The sequence below is a fragment of the Microcystis aeruginosa FD4 genome (assembly GCF_009792235.1).
Taxonomy (GTDB): domain Bacteria; phylum Cyanobacteriota; class Cyanobacteriia; order Cyanobacteriales; family Microcystaceae; genus Microcystis; species Microcystis viridis.
This window is the reverse complement of the sequence record NZ_CP046973.1, coordinates 518,869-534,270: the sequence shown is the minus strand read 5'-3', so window position 1 is coordinate 534,270 and position 15,402 is coordinate 518,869. Positions and strand designations below refer to the sequence as shown.

Annotated in this window: 18 protein-coding genes and 1 pseudogene; 7 read left to right on the top strand and 12 right to left on the bottom strand. The window is 42.5% G+C overall.

Annotated elements, in window-relative coordinates:
* Positions 1–164: 164 nt before the first annotated feature.
* Entirely contained in the window at positions 165–971 is an 807-nt protein-coding gene (locus tag GQR42_RS02685) for a TPM domain-containing protein (protein WP_158198807.1), read from the top strand.
* Between the two features lie 306 nt (positions 972–1,277).
* Entirely contained in the window at positions 1,278–1,982 is a 705-nt protein-coding gene (locus tag GQR42_RS02680; protein WP_158198806.1) for an LmeA family phospholipid-binding protein, read from the top strand.
* A gap of 51 nt (positions 1,983–2,033) precedes the next feature.
* On the opposite strand, the gene GQR42_RS02675 is transcribed toward GQR42_RS02680, so the two are convergent.
* The 3 genes from GQR42_RS02675 to GQR42_RS02665 are packed head-to-tail and all read right to left on the bottom strand — an operon-like array spanning position 2,034 to position 4,909.
* Entirely contained in the window at positions 2,034–3,272 is a 1,239-nt protein-coding gene (locus tag GQR42_RS02675; protein ID WP_158198805.1) for a DUF445 domain-containing protein, read from the bottom strand.
* 35 nt (positions 3,273–3,307) lie between these two features.
* A complete protein-coding gene (gene ubiE / locus GQR42_RS02670; protein WP_158198804.1) occupies positions 3,308–4,006 on the bottom strand; it encodes a bifunctional demethylmenaquinone methyltransferase/2-methoxy-6-polyprenyl-1,4-benzoquinol methylase UbiE in 699 nt (232 codons plus the stop codon).
* 33 nt (positions 4,007–4,039) lie between these two features.
* Positions 4,040–4,909, bottom strand: a complete 870-nt coding sequence (locus tag GQR42_RS02665; protein WP_158198803.1) for an MBL fold metallo-hydrolase — start codon at positions 4,907–4,909, stop codon at positions 4,040–4,042.
* Positions 4,910–5,167: 258 nt separating this feature from the next.
* Here GQR42_RS02665 and GQR42_RS02660 point away from each other — a divergent pair, with 258 nt between their 5' ends.
* A complete protein-coding gene (locus tag GQR42_RS02660) occupies positions 5,168–6,454 on the top strand; it encodes a class I SAM-dependent methyltransferase (RefSeq protein ID WP_158198802.1) in 1,287 nt (428 codons plus the stop codon).
* A 59-nt stretch (positions 6,455–6,513) separates the two neighbouring features.
* Here the strand turns inward: GQR42_RS02660 and GQR42_RS02655 are convergent, their stop codons facing one another.
* From GQR42_RS02655 to GQR42_RS02635, 5 genes are all read right to left on the bottom strand, one after another.
* Positions 6,514–7,494, bottom strand: a complete 981-nt coding sequence (locus GQR42_RS02655; RefSeq protein WP_158198801.1) for a DMT family transporter — start codon at positions 7,492–7,494, stop codon at positions 6,514–6,516.
* Positions 7,495–7,561: 67 nt separating this feature from the next.
* Positions 7,562–8,605 carry an AI-2E family transporter gene (locus GQR42_RS02650; protein WP_158198800.1) on the bottom strand — a complete coding sequence of 348 codons (1,044 nt, stop codon included), beginning with the start codon at positions 8,603–8,605 and terminating at the stop codon, positions 7,562–7,564.
* A gap of 29 nt (positions 8,606–8,634) precedes the next feature.
* Positions 8,635–9,495 carry a shikimate dehydrogenase gene (locus GQR42_RS02645; RefSeq protein ID WP_158198799.1) on the bottom strand — a complete coding sequence of 287 codons (861 nt, stop codon included), beginning with the start codon at positions 9,493–9,495 and terminating at the stop codon, positions 8,635–8,637.
* Between the two features lie 64 nt (positions 9,496–9,559).
* Positions 9,560–9,937 (bottom strand): hypothetical protein, encoded by a 378-nt coding sequence (locus GQR42_RS02640; protein ID WP_158198798.1) that lies wholly within the window; start codon positions 9,935–9,937, stop codon positions 9,560–9,562.
* 363 nt (positions 9,938–10,300) lie between these two features.
* Positions 10,301–11,296: an amino acid ABC transporter permease gene (locus tag GQR42_RS02635; RefSeq protein ID WP_158198797.1), complete on the bottom strand. Its 996-nt coding sequence runs from the start codon at positions 11,294–11,296 to the stop codon at positions 10,301–10,303.
* 85 nt (positions 11,297–11,381) lie between these two features.
* Between GQR42_RS02635 and GQR42_RS02630 the strand changes: the two genes are divergently transcribed.
* From GQR42_RS02630 to GQR42_RS02620, 3 genes are all read left to right on the top strand, one after another.
* Positions 11,382–11,897: a single-stranded DNA-binding protein gene (locus GQR42_RS02630; protein ID WP_158198796.1), complete on the top strand. Its 516-nt coding sequence runs from the start codon at positions 11,382–11,384 to the stop codon at positions 11,895–11,897.
* Between the two features lie 233 nt (positions 11,898–12,130).
* Complete coding sequence (locus GQR42_RS02625) at positions 12,131–12,382, top strand: UPF0175 family protein (RefSeq protein WP_158198795.1); 252 nt, start codon at positions 12,131–12,133, stop codon at positions 12,380–12,382.
* Positions 12,379–12,870 (top strand): DUF3368 domain-containing protein, encoded by a 492-nt coding sequence (locus tag GQR42_RS02620; protein ID WP_158198794.1) that lies wholly within the window; start codon positions 12,379–12,381, stop codon positions 12,868–12,870. The genes GQR42_RS02625 and GQR42_RS02620 overlap by 4 nt, the downstream gene beginning before the upstream one ends.
* A 13-nt stretch (positions 12,871–12,883) precedes the next feature.
* Here GQR42_RS02620 and GQR42_RS02615 read toward each other — a convergent pair.
* The 4 genes and pseudogenes from GQR42_RS02615 to GQR42_RS02605 all read right to left on the bottom strand — a co-directional run.
* Positions 12,884–13,043: pseudogene (locus GQR42_RS02615) on the bottom strand (RNA-guided endonuclease TnpB family protein); the annotation flags it as partial.
* Between the two features lie 63 nt (positions 13,044–13,106).
* On the bottom strand, positions 13,107–13,295 hold the full coding sequence (locus GQR42_RS02610) for a hypothetical protein (protein ID WP_158198792.1): 189 nt from the start codon (positions 13,293–13,295) through the stop codon (positions 13,107–13,109).
* Between the two features lies 1 nt (position 13,296).
* Positions 13,297–13,428, bottom strand: a complete 132-nt coding sequence (locus GQR42_RS29365) for a hypothetical protein (RefSeq protein WP_257792612.1) — start codon at positions 13,426–13,428, stop codon at positions 13,297–13,299.
* 369 nt (positions 13,429–13,797) lie between these two features.
* Positions 13,798–14,139 carry a type II toxin-antitoxin system VapC family toxin gene (locus GQR42_RS02605; RefSeq protein WP_158198791.1) on the bottom strand — a complete coding sequence of 114 codons (342 nt, stop codon included), beginning with the start codon at positions 14,137–14,139 and terminating at the stop codon, positions 13,798–13,800.
* Positions 14,140–14,249: 110 nt separating this feature from the next.
* Between GQR42_RS02605 and GQR42_RS02600 the strand changes: the two genes are divergently transcribed.
* Positions 14,250–15,107: an IS5-like element ISMae4 family transposase gene (locus GQR42_RS02600; protein ID WP_002732125.1), complete on the top strand. Its 858-nt coding sequence runs from the start codon at positions 14,250–14,252 to the stop codon at positions 15,105–15,107.
* The last annotated feature ends 295 nt before the right edge of the window (positions 15,108–15,402 follow it).

Below are 15,402 nucleotides of genomic sequence, written 5' to 3'. Positions count from 1 at the left end.
AGCTTGAGTTGAGTTTCTGGAGAGTGAACTGAAAACTCCCATCTGATGACCGATAACTGAGTGACTAAAGTTGAGAATTCCCTTAAGATAAAGTAAATAAGTGTAAAGAAACTGAAAGTTAGCCTACACCCTTGCTGAAAAAATTCTCATTGTCTAGAAGTGCTATGCTCAATCGTTTTTGCCGAGGAATCTCGATCGCTCTTGTCATTGGTGTCATTAGCTGTCTGGGTTGGATTATCTGCCCAAATCAAGCTCTAGCGGTAAATAATCCCGAATTACTGCCCAATGAAACCACTCCGATCGTTGATTTAGCCAATTATCTACCCGCAAAACAGGAAGAGGCATTAATCCAAGATATCGAGACATTTCAAGGGGAAACCGGCTGGAAAATGCGAGTTTTAACCCAATATGACCGCAGCCCCGGCCGGGCAGTGATTAATTTCTGGGGATTAGATGATAAAAGTATTCTCCTAGTGGCCGATGGTCGGGGCGGTAATCTACTATCTTTTAGTATTGGTGATGCCGTCTATGAATTTTTACCCCGCACTTTTTGGATCGAATTACAGGCCCGTTTCGGTAATATGTATTTTGTCCGGGAAAATGGCGAAAATAACGCGATCGTACAATCTTTGGACACGGTAAAAGGCTGTTTAGTTAAAGGTGGTTGTGCGGTGGTCCCCGGTTTACCGAGGGAACAGTGGATTTTAACTTTAATTACCTCAATTGTCGGCGGTTTAGTCTTCGGTTTTGCCGGTATTCCCCGCAAAGAAGGACAGGTTTTCGCTTGGCAATGGGTTTTAATTGTCTCTCCCCTCTGGTTTATCCTCTTTGTTGCTTTTGGCATCGGACCGGTGGTTACTCGCACCAGTGAATTACTGCCCCTTTTCCGCAATTTAATCGGTTTTGCCCTTGGAGTTTTAGTCGCCTATCTTTCCCCTCGTTTTAATTCCCTCAACCCCTCAAAAACCTAAAAATTAGCGGCTTTTCAGTGATCAGTAATCAGTAATCAGTGAAAAGAAAGTAGCGAAGTTTTTACCTAAGCTTTATTGGATTAAAACTGCGTATTGGATATTTTAGTACAAATGCTCAAACTCCCGCTCCCTGCTCCCTTTTTCAGTGATCAGTAATCAGTGATCAGTAATCAGTAAACAGTAAACAGTGAAAAGAAAGTAGGGAGGTTTTCAGCTATAACTGATAGCTGACGGCAGCCCCTCATGGTTTGATCGATCTAGCTCTGTTACAATTAGAAACATTGTGGAGTGAGTGAGATAACGTTTATGTGGGTTAATACTCAAAGTGAGATTATTAGTAAGGTTTTGCCGCCAGCAGTACGTCTGTTCTTGCGATCGCAAGTAGAACAGATAGAAGATTTAGAAATGCAGCTGCAAGGTCATGATCGGCAAATTTTGCGCGGTTATATACCTGGGGTATTTTTAGCCGTAGGAAAAGCGATTTATCAAGGTTTACATCTAGGTAAAGCGCAATTAAGAGGGGAAAATATTCGTCTTAATATCGGGCAGGTTTTGCGAGGGAAACCCCTAAAAATTTTGGAACCTATTCGGGTTAGCGGTGAGGTGGAAATTAACGAGCAGGATTTAAATAATTCGATCGCCTCGACTATTTTAGTTAATGCTTTTGCCGATTTACTAATTTTTTCCCTAGAAAATAACGGAGTTGTTAACGCCAGACAAATTATCTCACAACAGCGTTTTAACTGGAAAAATGTTCTCTTAAATCAGGGTTATTTCTCTCTTCTGGGCCATAGAGAAACGGGTGCAGAAGTAATTTTTACTGCCGATATTACCCTAGAAGATGCTCGCACTTTAGGGATTAGTCCCCGACAATGGCAAGGTTTAGCCCCAGATTTATCTATTGATTTGCAACCTTTTACCGTCGATTTAGGCAAAGATGTGGAGATTAAATCTTTTATTCTCGACGATCAAACTCTTTTCTGTCAGGGAAGTTTTTTGATTTTACCTTAACAATAAACGGGATAATTCCGGTGGGTTAACTTAGTTTAACCCACCTAATTATTACCCCGGATTTTGTGCAATTAAAATAATTGTTTGCATTAGTCCAACTAGAAGACCGAGAATACCACCAAGATTAACAATTCCCTGTAATTCCTGTTTAACAATTCCTTGGATGGCATTTTCCAGATCGGCCGGGGAAGTGGCATTCACCCGATCGCGGATCACCTGATCGATGTTGAGAATCGGGATAATTTGGGCGACTAATTTCTCTAAATCTTCCTCTAGATAACGCTCTAAAATTAACGCTAACTCTTGACTAATTACTCCTAATGATGTAGTCATTGACCCCGAAGATTGCAGACGATTAATAATTAAATTAGCGATTTGATTCCAGTCGATCGTTTGTCCAAAATCTTGCAGAAATTGTTCGCCACTTTCTTGAATATAAATTCGCACCGTATCCCGGGTAGTTTTACGCAATTGTCTGACGGTGGAGATAGGTAAATTTTGCAAAGAGATACTTTGTAACCAGTTTTTCAGACGATTACGCATCTCTAAAGATAGTAATAATTCTTTGATTCTGGTATTAGCTAAATCCTTTTCATCAAGGCAAAAAGTGCGTAAGCGAGCGAGGGCATTGCGTAAACCAAATAAATTGGCTACTACCCAATAGGTTCCACTGGTTTTCTCCCGAAATCCTTCATCGATAACTTGAATATTGCGATCGGTTAAAAAATCGATTAAAGCTAGACGGATAACATCAGCAGGTAAGACAGTTTCTAATAGCCAATCGGAGAATTGTCGCGCCTGTTGTTCACTGAGAGAAAATTCCAAGACTAGGCGATCAAAAATTTGATTGATCTGTTTTTCTAAAAAGTCCTGTCGTCGGGCTAAAACTTTTAGTAATCTCGCTAAAGATTCCCCGAATAAATCGTGAAGAATCGCCGCCAAAATCTGGGCGGTTTTTGCTTGCCGATCGCCTTTTATTTGTTTTAAAGCTAATTGTAATAGCCAGAGTATCGCCCCCTGTACCCTTTCGGTGTCGAGAAGTCGTTTAGCCAGTTTTTGTAGTTCCTCGGGAGTTAACAGGGAACCCATGATCGTATCCGATACCCGGACAGCTAATCGATCTTGATTGCGAGGAATTAGCCCCGGGGTGAAGGGAAGAGGACGCTTACCGATATAAATCGCTTTGTAGGGACGAAATAGCATTTTTATGGCTACATCGTTCGTAAAATAGCCAATAATTGCCCCCGCGATCGGCGGTAAGAGCCATGTCCAAAGAGTAGGGAGATTCAATTTAGCAGCAAAAAATAAACGGAAATGTGAGTGAGTTATTTCTTTAAGACTAACACTCCCATCAGTCCTGCTAGGAGTGGATAGTGAACAGCGCTGGAAAATCCCGACTGATAGCCTAATTTTACCTGTTCTCGGCCTTGGGGAAAGCGATCGATACTGGGACTAATATAAGCGTACTGGTCAGTTAAACCGTAGCGCTCGGCAGCCGGAACGACGATATGATCGAGATACCAGTTTTGGAATAGTTTGGCGATGGTTTGGGTGGGTTGATGGAAGTCCAGAATCGCCGCTTTAGCACCCGGTTTCAGGACTCGGTATAATTCCCCCAAACATTGGGCAATATCGACCACATTGCGTAATCCATAGCCAATAGTAGCACAATCAAAGCTAGAATCGGCAAAGGGTAAATTGAGGGCATCCCCTTCCATCCAGTTAATATTAGTGGCGCTAAAACGTTGACGGGCGATTTTTAATTGTTGTGGGGAAAAATCTAGTCCGATCACTTGGCCGGGTTTACCCACTTGTTTTGATAATAGGTTAGTCAGGTCGCCGCTACCACAACAGATATCGAGGGCAAAATCGCCTTTTTCGGGTTGACACCACTTGACTGTCATTAATTTCCAGATGCGGTGTAATCCTAAACTTAATTCTTGATTAAGTCGGTCATATTCGGGAGCGATCTGATCAAAAATTGCTTGTATTTCCCTAGAGTTAGGTGAGGATTGATTGGACATTTTTATCTTCATAGTGGGGAACAGTGACTTAGATTACACTTCATCTATCTGATTATCTCCCGGTCGCAGTTCGATCGAGAGGCCTTCCCTGGCGAAAATAGTTTCAGGGAAAATCTTTCTTACCTGTTCCCCAATGCGATCAAGAAAATCGTCATTATGGACGGGATCGTGATGAAATAGAACTAACTGCTTAACTTGCGCTGCTTGAGCGATTTTGACTGCCTGCTGCCAAGTGGAATGACCCCAACCCACCTTAGAATACTTAGGATCGTTGTATTCCTCATCGGTGTAGGTAGCATCAATAATCATCACATCCGCTTGCCAGGCCAAAGCCAGAACGTTATCATCAGAGTGATCGGGAAAATGTTCGGTATCGGTAATATAAGCTGCCGATAAACCCTGCCAATTTACCCGATAACCCACCGCTTCTCCTGGATGATTTAAAGGACGGGTTTCGATGGTGACATCCCCACAGTGGAGGGTTTCGCCCATTTCTAGATCATAAAATTCTAAATCGGCCCGCATAATCTGCAAAGGCACGGGAAAATTAGGATGTAACATCTGATCGTGTAATCTTTGCTTGATGGTTGCCCCGTTGGGGGAGGGAACCCCATAGATTTTAAAAGTATTGCCCCTGATAAAAGCGGGCATAAAAAAAGGAAAACCCTGAATATGATCCCAATGGGAGTGGCTGAAAAATAAATGGGCTTTCGCTGGACTTTCTGCCATCAAGGACTGTCCTAGGATGCGTAAACCCGTACCACCGTCAAAAATTAATCTTTCTCTAGCGACTTGCATCTCCACACAGGAAGTATTACCACCATAACGAACGGTTTCCGAACCTGGACAGGGAATACTTCCCCGTACTCCCCAAAATTTGATCTGGAAGCGGTTGTAGGGCATATCAGAGGTTCCTCTGCTTGTGCTAATGGGCTAACAGATCAGATTAGCACTCTTCCAAAATCAAGACGGTGACTTTATCTCTAAGCTCTTGACTATCTAAATTACTCGTTAAGATTGCAGGGGAGTGCCGGAGCTGCGGAGCAGGAAGAAGCAGTTCGAGCATTTGTACTAAAATTTCCCCTACGCAGTTTAAATTCAGTACAGCTTAACACAACGATCTATGATTAAGGGGTGAGGTTCGTCACTTTTGCAAGAGCCATGGATTTACAAAAATTCTTAGAAAAACTGCCCCAACAGTATCAGGATTGGGGATCGCCTTTAATGTCGCCTATTTCCGAGCAATTAACCCTTTTAAGCCAAAAAACCGCCTCCTATCCTGATCGCAATCTCTTTCCCCTACTCAATCTAGCCGTTGCCTGTCTGCAACCGGACGAGGTTTACTGTCAAATTGGTTGTTTTCGTCGCGGTAGTTTAGTCGCCGCTTTCTGGGATAATAGCGATCGCTATGGTTATGGCGTAGAAGCTTTTTTTAAATACGATCCATCGGGAGAAAAACTAACTATATTATCTGAGGATTTGGAGGATTTTCAACTATCAGAACAGATATTTTTAAGTGATCAAGAAACGGAAAACTTTTTCGATGATCTCCAAGAATTAAACAGTGAAGAAAAGCTGGGAGTTTATTACTACGATGCCGCCGAAGACTATCGATCGCTCTTTATCTCCTTACTTTTAGCCAAAAATTTCTGGTCTGATTCCGCTTTAATTATGATCAATAAATGTCAGCATCCTGCTCTCCAACAGGCAATAAAAGATTTTATTAAAACCCATCCCCAAGCTCAGATAATTTTAGATGATCAAGTAGCTAATCACGGTTTGCTTGGTTTGAAAAATATTTGTTTATTAGCTTGGAATGCTCCCCCGGGGATAACAGCGCTAAAATCCTCGAAAAAACTGGTTTTAAATGTGGGTTGTGGTCCCTATAATCCCGAAGCTTTACCCCAACTATTCCGCAATGGCAATTGGCAAGAAATTCGCCTCGATATTAATACTGCTGTTAACCCCGATATTTTAGGAACGATTACCGATTTAAGTGCCGTTCCCGATAACTCCGTCGATGCAGTTTTTTCTAGTCATAATCTAGAACATATTTATCATTACGAAGTTCCCATCGCTCTAGGGGAATTTAAACGCATTCTTAAACCCGAAGGCTTTTTGATGATTGTGGTTCCCGATATGCAAACTGCCGCCGAATTTGTCGCTAGAGGCGATATGGAAAATGAACCTTTATATATTTCTCCCGGGGGTGCTGTGCGCGCTTTATGGATGTTTTACGGCATGGGAACAGAAGTCCCTGGGATGCCCTATATGGCTCATAAAACCGGTTTTACCTCTCAAAATCTTAACCAAAAATTACAAGAGGCAAATTTTGCCAGAGTCGAGGTAATTCGCACGGAATTTGAGTTAGTTGCTTTTGGGTATAAATCAGAGATTGGGGATAGGGAAATGGGGAAATGGGGAAATGGGGAAATGGGGAAATTTTAACTAATCCCTCAAAACTCCAAAACCCTAAAACCCCAAAACCCAACACCCAACACTCATGTTTACTTCACGGAAGCAGAGGAAAGATTAGCAAAAATTGCCCGCACTTGTGGGGAGATTCTTTCCCTTTGATTGATTAAATAAATACTAACGAGGGTTAAAGATACCCCCAGCCATTGCAATACACTTAACATCTCACCAAGGAACAAATTCCCGAAAGTGAGGGCAAAAACCGGAGTTAAAAAAGTTAAAGAACTTAAACTGGTTAAATTGCCCTTAGCGGCTAAATAAAAGAATACTCCGTAGGCGATCGCACTACCAAAAATAGTGGCATAACTTAAAGCTAACCAACCATTAAAATCTATATTTTGCCATTGATGGGATTCGGTGAAACCTGAAGCTAAAAATAGCGGCAATCCTCCTAAAATCATGTGCCATCCCGTGGCGCTGACGGGATCCGCATGACGACAGACAAACCGGATTAACACTGTTCCCACCGCCATAGATAGAGAAGCCAAAAGCATGAGCATTTCGCCACTATTTAGTAATTCTTGCCAGCTAAAGTCAATATTTACCGCTTTTTGTCCAAAAAAGTCATAAAACCATTGATCGGGCAAGCCAATTAAACTAATTCCCCCAATCCCTAAACCCAATCCCAACCATCCCCAGACACCGATAACTTCTTTAAATAGCCAACTGGACATTAAAGCCACCGCTAGGGGTTGGGAGTCAATAATTACCGATCCTAACCCCGCCCCGGTGCGATTTAATCCCAATGCCAGAAAACCTTGAAAAAGAGTGCCATCCATCAGAGCAAACAGGGCAATCCATAGCCACGCTTGTAGGGTTTTGGGCTGAGGACGACCTAAAAACCAAGCTACCATTAAAACTAACATTCCGGCGGGTACGAGGCGAATTGCCGCCATAAATAGGGGGGTGGTATGAGGTATAACACCCTTCATCGCTACCATCGCTGTTCCCCAGAGAAAAAACGGTGAGATAAGTAAGAGAGGCGAGGATTTCTTTAAATCTAAGTTTTCCATAGATAGCGATCGAGTTTTGTAGATAACAAATTTCCCTAATTGTATAGTAGAGACTGGGGATCAGCCCTTAATTCTCCTGACTTTCTCCTAACTGATTTTCCTCTAAAGCTGTTATTGGTTTTTCTTCACTTGATCCGATCCAGATCGCAATCATCCCAGCGATAGGAATAGAGAGAAAAATCCCTAATAATCCCGCAATTCTTTCGCCGATAAAGAGGGATAAAAATAAAATTACCGGGTTTAATTCTAGGGCATTGCCCATAACTTTAGGGCGAATAATATTATCTTGAATTTGCACCAAGACGACACAGATAATAAAAGCTTTAACAGCAACTGCTGGTCCCTGGGAGGTAAAAGTCAAGATAGTTACCAACAAAATGCCCAGGGTTGCCCCGATACCCGGGATAGCATCGATAACACCGAGAATACCCGCTAAAATTAGCCCGTATTTAATTCCTAATAGGGAAAAACTTAAGAAACTCGTCACCGATAAAAAGAGCATTAACAACAGTTGCCCGCGAATAAATCCCAGAAAACTTTGTCGAAAAGACTTGGCAAAACGCTCCTGGTATGCTAGGGGGAGAAGTTGCAAAAAACCCCGCCAAAGTTTATCACCGTCGATGAGCATATAAACACTGATCACCGCCCCGAAAACGCCAGTAAAGACACTGGAAAAAACTCCTTGTACGATCGATAAACCCGTGGCTAAACCGGTTTGTAAGCTTCCCACCATTTTATTCAAATCTAATCGATCGAGAAAGTCTTGAAAGGGTAAAAAATCTTTTTGACCAAGGGCATCGGTAAGATTGAATAGTAGTCCTCTCCCCTGATTAACCGCTTCTAATCCTATGCCTGTGACTAATCTAAATAGGAGGATAAAAGCTACTAGGGTGGTAATAGCAATGGCTAGTCCTCTCGGTAGATAACGGGATAACCAAACCACGGGATAATTTAATAGAGCAGCCAGGATCGCTGAACCAGTAAAAATAGCGATCGTCCCGTAGAAATAGTTAATTAAGACAATCAGACTCCAGCCACAACCAAATAATAATAGATAGCGCACTAGAATCGAGTTATTCAGAGTTTTCCAAACGGAGCTAGAAGGGGTCATAAATCAAGCCAGAAATAGGATTTTAGCATTTAGAATTGTTTTAACAAAGCTTCCCGCATGACCGAGACGGGGACGGGTTGACCTAACCAGATTTCTAGTGCGATCGCTCCCTGATTAACTAACATTTCTAACCCATCAATAATTCTTATCCCTCTAGTCTGGGCCAACCGGAGAAATTTGGTCGGACGGGGATTATAAATCAGATCGTATGCGATCGCGGATGGTGGCAAAAGGTCTAATAATTCTAACTCAACTGGGGATTGTTCGCCCTGGGGAGACATTCCGATGGGGGTAGAATTAATCAGGAGTTCTGTGGTGGATAGCAGCCCCTCTAATTCGTCCCAGCCATGCACTTCTAGGAGGTCATAGAGGCTGGTATTCGCCCAACTTTCTTTAAAAGGATCTAATTTCTTTTGATTGCGTCCTACCACATGAATTTCGCCACAGCCCAACTGGGCGCAAGCCACCACTACCGCCCGGGCAGCGCCGCCATTGCCTAAAATAATCGGATTCACCCGACTCCAATCTTGGTCAAGGGATTTCAAGGGTGCGAGAAAGCCATCCACATCGGTATTCGTTCCCTGCCAGCCGGTTTCCGTGCGCCAGACGGTATTAACTGCGCCTACTAGCCTTGCTTTCTCCGTAATTTGCGATAATAAGGGAATAATGGCTAATTTATGGGGAATTGTGACGCTAAAACCCTGTAGATCGATGGCGGCGAAACCAGCGATCGCTGTTGCCAAATTTTCCGGAGCGATAGGTAGGGGAAGATAGACATAATTTAGCCCCAAGGCATCGATAGCGGCATTGTGCATGAGGGGAGAAAGAGTATGGCCGATGGGATCGCCGATTACACCTAATAACTTGGTTTTTCCGTTAATAATGGTCATAAAAAAGGTGGGCTTTCCCCACCAAAGTTTAATCTCAAGGGTAGCCAATGCTCCCCTTACTATACTATTTCTTGATTTCGCGGGCCATTTTCAGGAAAGGATTGATATTGTCATCGTTAGCGCGACGAACGTTATCATTAGCAGCGTTAGCCTTACCATTAGCCTCGGAAGTCGCCGATTTTGCCACAATACTGTTATCGGTGACTTTGCTGACTTCCATAGAAGAAATCTGTTTAATCGATTCGCCACCCTTTTTATTCGAGGCAGTTTTCGGGAAAGTACGTCGGATTGTGATCGGTGTCCGCATAAAGTCGATATTACCGAGAGTTTTAGCGTCATCGGGTTCCAAGTAGAAAGCCTCTTTCGGTTCCGGTGCGCTCATATCCATCGGTTCATCGACGTATTTCGTCTTATTGCCAAACAGGCCAAAGAATCCAGCCATTTTCTCGCTCTCCTAAATAAATATATTTACCATAAATTGCTGCTGATTGTTAAATAATATCAATATTTATGACAAAAAGCTAGGTAGGGTTTGCTGAATAAGTTGGTCGGTGGGGTTAGTAGCCGGTCGTCAGTATTCAGGAGTCAGTATTCAGGAGTCAGTATTCAGGAGTCAGGAGATTATTTTTATTTGTTCTCCCCATACCCCAATTCATAATTCATAATTCCCCATCACCCCACACCCCACACCCCACCTCCCCATCACCCCACTTCCCCATCACCCCACTTCCCACACCCCACACCCCACACCCCACACCCCACACCCCACACCCCACACCCCATCACCCCACACCCCACACCCCAATCAACGCTGTTCTAACCTACGACTGGCTAGGGACATAGAATAACAGAAAATCCAGTAAATAAACGCCAAAAATAGATAAACTTCTGGATAATCGCCGATAAATTTCGGATTAGCCAAAACCGATCCTGCCATACCCAAGAGGTCCACCAGCCCCACGATCGCCAGTAGAGAAGTATCCTTAAATAAACTGATAAATTGACCAACAATAGCAGGAATGACCGCTTTTAAAGCTTGGGGTAGAACGATCAATAGTAAGACGAAAATCGGTTTTAAACCCAAAGCTCTGGCCGCTTCAATTTGACCTTTGGGAATCGCTTGTAAACCACCCCGGACATTTTCGGCCAGATAGGCTGCCGCAAAAAGGGTAAATCTGGCGATCGCTCTGATCACCCGTTCCGGTCTGGTTCCGGCAGGTAAAATTAAAGGTAACATCACCTGAGCCATGAATAAAATTCCCAACAAAGGTAAACCGCGCAATAATTCGATATAACCAATAGATAGCCAACGAATTGCCGGTAATTCACTCTGTCTCCCTAGGGCCAATAATACCCCCAAGGGGAAAGATAAAATCATACTTGCGATCGCTACTAATAAAGTTAAGATTAAACCACTGAGATCATCAAGGGGAATTGCCTTTAAAAATAATCCCCCCAATAGTAACCAAGCAATTAAAGGTAAAGTCAATAACCACACCAATCCCCACCAGCGTCGGAGAAAAGCGGGGCAATCGGGGAAGCGACCCCGGTTTAATTGCCAAGAAAACAGTGATAAAGCCGTAATTATCGTTAAAATCAGCCAAATTCGCCCTATTGACTGTTCTGGATAACGACCGACCAGAAATAAACCGATATTTTCCGTCACTACAGCCCATTTTGCCTGATTTATCGCCCAATCGAGAAAACTTAAGCCACCCCAGAGGCTGAGAAATAGACCCGCAAGGGTTAAGATGACGTTGTACCAAGTGTTAAAGAGATTTTTTCTTAACCAGAGTCCCATAAAATTCCCTAACCTCCACAGTGGTGATCATTGTACTTTTTCAGTACAATGGTGCTATTAGAAAAATTCAGACTGATTTTCGACCATGAACAGTTGCATTTTAATGGCTAAAATTGTCCGTCGTCCCGAATTACGTTATACCCAAGATAATCAAACTCCCTACGCTCAAATGTTAGTCGAGTTTTCCCCCAATCGTGCCGAGGCAACCCCGGCTAATTTAAGGGCCGTAGCTTGGGGAAATTTAGCCTCAGAAGTCGCTCAGAATTATAATGAAGGTGATCAGGTAATTTTAGAAGGCCGTCTCTCCATGCAGATGATCGATCGTCCCGAAGGTTTTAAGGAAAAACGGGCCGAATTAGTCATTAGTCATCTTTATCATCTTGACGGCAGCATGAGTAGCGGTGAAATGGCAGCCCCGACTCCAGAAAAAGTCGTACCAATCAACACCCACAAATCGAATAAAACCGAGGTGGAAAAACCCGTCGCACCTGTCTCCACCGGGGATTTTGAATACGACGCATCCTATGAACTTTCTAATCCTTCCGCTTGGCAACCTTCTGACACATCAGTGGAGGAAAATTTAGACGATATTCCCTTCTAAGTACCCCAACAGAATTAATGGCTCTTCTCGATTTTGTCTGATAGTTTTTGCTTATGGAATCGTGAAATGCTTATCGGGCAAGACTTTCAGCACTATTTTGACGTTCGGTGATGCTCAGTCGAGCCGCGGAAGAAACTATCAGTATAGACCTCGTTTCCACACAAAAACCAGAAGAGCCAAAGCTTTAACTGAGATATGGCAGGCTAGAAAAAAATAGGCGTGAGGATGTGTCAATGCAAATTACCCTGAACCTACCGGATAACCTCAGCCAAGGCGAAACCTTTAACCAAGGCGACTGGCTCCGGGAGATTGCCATTGCGCTGTTTGAGCAAGAGCGGATTTCCCTCAGTCGCGCCAGTAAAATTGCCGGGATGGAAGTCATGGACTTTCAAAAACTGCTGGCAGATCGCGGTATTTGTGTTCACTACGATGTAGAAGACTTTGAGCAGGATGTTCAGCATCTGCGCGATCGAGGCTGGCTATGATCGTGGTCAGCGATACCTCTGCCCTTTGCAATCTGGCGATTATCGATCATCTCTGGCTGCTAGAGTCAATTTACCAAACCGTTATTATTCCAGACGTTGTTGCTAGGGAACTAGCAGCCGCAAGCAATCCCATCATTCCAGCCATTCTCCAAGTCGGCTGGATTCAACCCCAACCCCTCACCAACTCCGAACTCGTTAACCAGCTTCAGCAAGAACGAGGATTAGATGCTGGAGAAGCGAATGCCATAGCCTTGGCACTTGAGCTGCAAGCTGATGATCTGCTCATTGATGAACGCTTGGGGCGGCAAGAAGCCCTGCGGCTAGGGCTATCTATCATTGGTATTCTGGGCATTCTGCTCGTTGCCAAACAAAGAAGCCTCATCCCTCAAGTTCAACCTGTTATGGATACCTTGATCAGCCAAGCTGGTTTTCGTGTCAGTTCCCAGCTATATCAGCGTGTCTTAGCTTTGGCTGAAGAACTTTATTGACATACTTCCACCGTCAAGCTACGCTGTGACGGGGGATTCTTTCCAGATCACTATCGGAAATTCCTTGTTCAACGAGACAACTTAGATTCTCAATGTCTCCACTGAAAATCTTTCTTGCCGAACTCTCCCAAGGCGTTTGGGTCTGTTTCTGTTTGCCCAACAGTACCATTGACACTTCGACTAAAGCTTGATATCCTTGTTTTCTCAGTTTAGCTAATTTCATTGCCATCCTCCTGTCAAGTCGCCATCAACCAAATCACGGGATTCCCTACCGTTACCTTAATTGAATCTCTATATTGTTGAGCTTTTCGCAGCAGCCTGTCATCGGTGGTCAGGAAAATATCCGCGCCCCCCGCTTCAGCAAAAGCCAGATGTAAGGCATCATAAAACTTAAAACCCAGTTGGGAGGTACGGAGTAGGGGCAATTCATGAATTGCCCCTACTGGCGATGGGCGTTTCCCTCGATAGCATCCAACGGGCAGCTTCTACAGTAGCTTCTTGCCAAAATTCGGCATCAGTAGCAGCTATATCTGAATAATCGATATCAGAATCTTTCATCTGACCAAGGATCTTTAATTGTTCCTCTCTCGACATACTCATAGTAAATAATCACCTAACAATGTTAGCGAAATTTTGAACCCTATTACCGAATCCGACACACCGCGCCACAATCCCTCACGGAAGGCGATAGGTCGCCTGAGAAGCAGTAAAACAGGGGAAAATACCTGAAACTCCTTTCCCTGTCAATCCCTAAGCTAGGGAGAGAAATGTAAAGATTTATCAAATTGTAGCTTAGGATACAGTGCGGGAGGGTAATGTGTATTGTTTTGCTATCCGCCTTCTGTCTTGGGTTGGGTTGTTGCTTAACCTAGCTGCGAGGGGGCGATCGCACTAGAAAAGCGGTGATCGCCTCACATTTTGGGAAATTTACCAAATTCTTTGAACGGGGTAACGGTCAAATATTTCATCAATGCTCAGAATCGGCATAATTTCGGTTATTGATTGGGATATTAAAAGTCGATCAAAGGGGTCTTTATGATAGTGGGTAAGGGTTGCTAGTGTCCAGATATGAGCTAGATCAATAGAAAGTATTTCTAGATTATTAATGGTTATTTGATTTTTAATTAATTCCTGTAAGGATGGGTTAAGTTGTAATTTTCCCAGTTGCAGTTTTATTTGCATTTCCCAGACACTAGCAACGCTTAAAAACAAGCGATTATTTCGATCAAATAACAAATCTTGCCCAGTTACTGATAAGACCTCTTGCATAATTTTTTTATGGTATAATGTAAGGGTTTGCTTTTTTCTCAATTCTTAGATTGAAGTGGAAAAAAGAATAAAATGTGATCTTAGGTCAGGAAATCATCTATAATTTTGCTATGTTTATTAGCAAAATTATGGATTATCAAAACTTATCAGATGAACAATTCAAACGCCGTTTCGGTGTGTATAAACAAACATATAGAAAGATGGTAGAATCAGTAAAAAGTGTTGAAGCCGACTCTAATTCACCATCTAAAAGGGGACCGAAACCTAAACTATCTATAGAAGAACAAGTTTTAGTAACGTTAGAATATTGGCGAGAATATAGAACATATTTTCACATTGGTACAAGCTGGGAACTATCAGAATCAACTATATGTCGGATTGTAAATAAGACGGAAAAAATGCTTTTACAATCGGGAAACTTCCGTTTAAAAGGAAAAAAAGCTTTACTCAATCAAGCAGAGATACCGGTCATAACGGTAATGGATGTAACGGAAACTCCCATTGAACGCCCCCAAAAGAAACAGAAAGATTTTTTTTCGGGTAAAAGAGGTTATCATACTTTAAAATCCCAATTAGTAGCTGATCAAAATACCGAGGAAATTATCTGTGTCTTTTGTGGGAAAGGTAGAGGTCATGATTTTAGTTTATTTAAAAAAAGTCGAGTTCGTTTTCATCCTTTAACTACCAGCATAGAAGACAGTGGTTATCAGGGAATAGCTGCATACCATAGTAATAGTTATACACCGAAAAAGAAATCGAAAAATAGAAAATTAACAGAGTTAGAAAAAGAGTATAACAAGGCTTTAGCCAAAGAAAGGATTATCATTGAACATATAAATAGGAAACTCAAAATCTTTAAAATCTTATCCTGTAAATATCGGAATCGTCGTCGAAGATATAGTTTAAGAGTTAACTTGTTGGCGGCTATTTATAACTGTGAGTTAGGGATAGGTATAGCAGCTTCTTAAAAGTTGCCTAAAGATTAAGCAAGTCAAGGATAATTTATTCTCAATTTTTATAATTGAGATAGTTTGTGCCGCTTAAATAAAGAGGTTTTGATAACCAAATTAAAGCAGCTCTAAAGAGTTTTGAGTTAAAAGTTAAACTTCAAGTTTTCATTCAGGACGAATGTACTGATTAACTAATTTTTTGGGGAAAATTAGTTAACCCATTATTATAACATATAATTAATTTGCAAGAGTTCTATAGTTTTTCTGAGTTAATTGACCACCAAATAAAGCTATGGGTATCTAATAAAAGTTG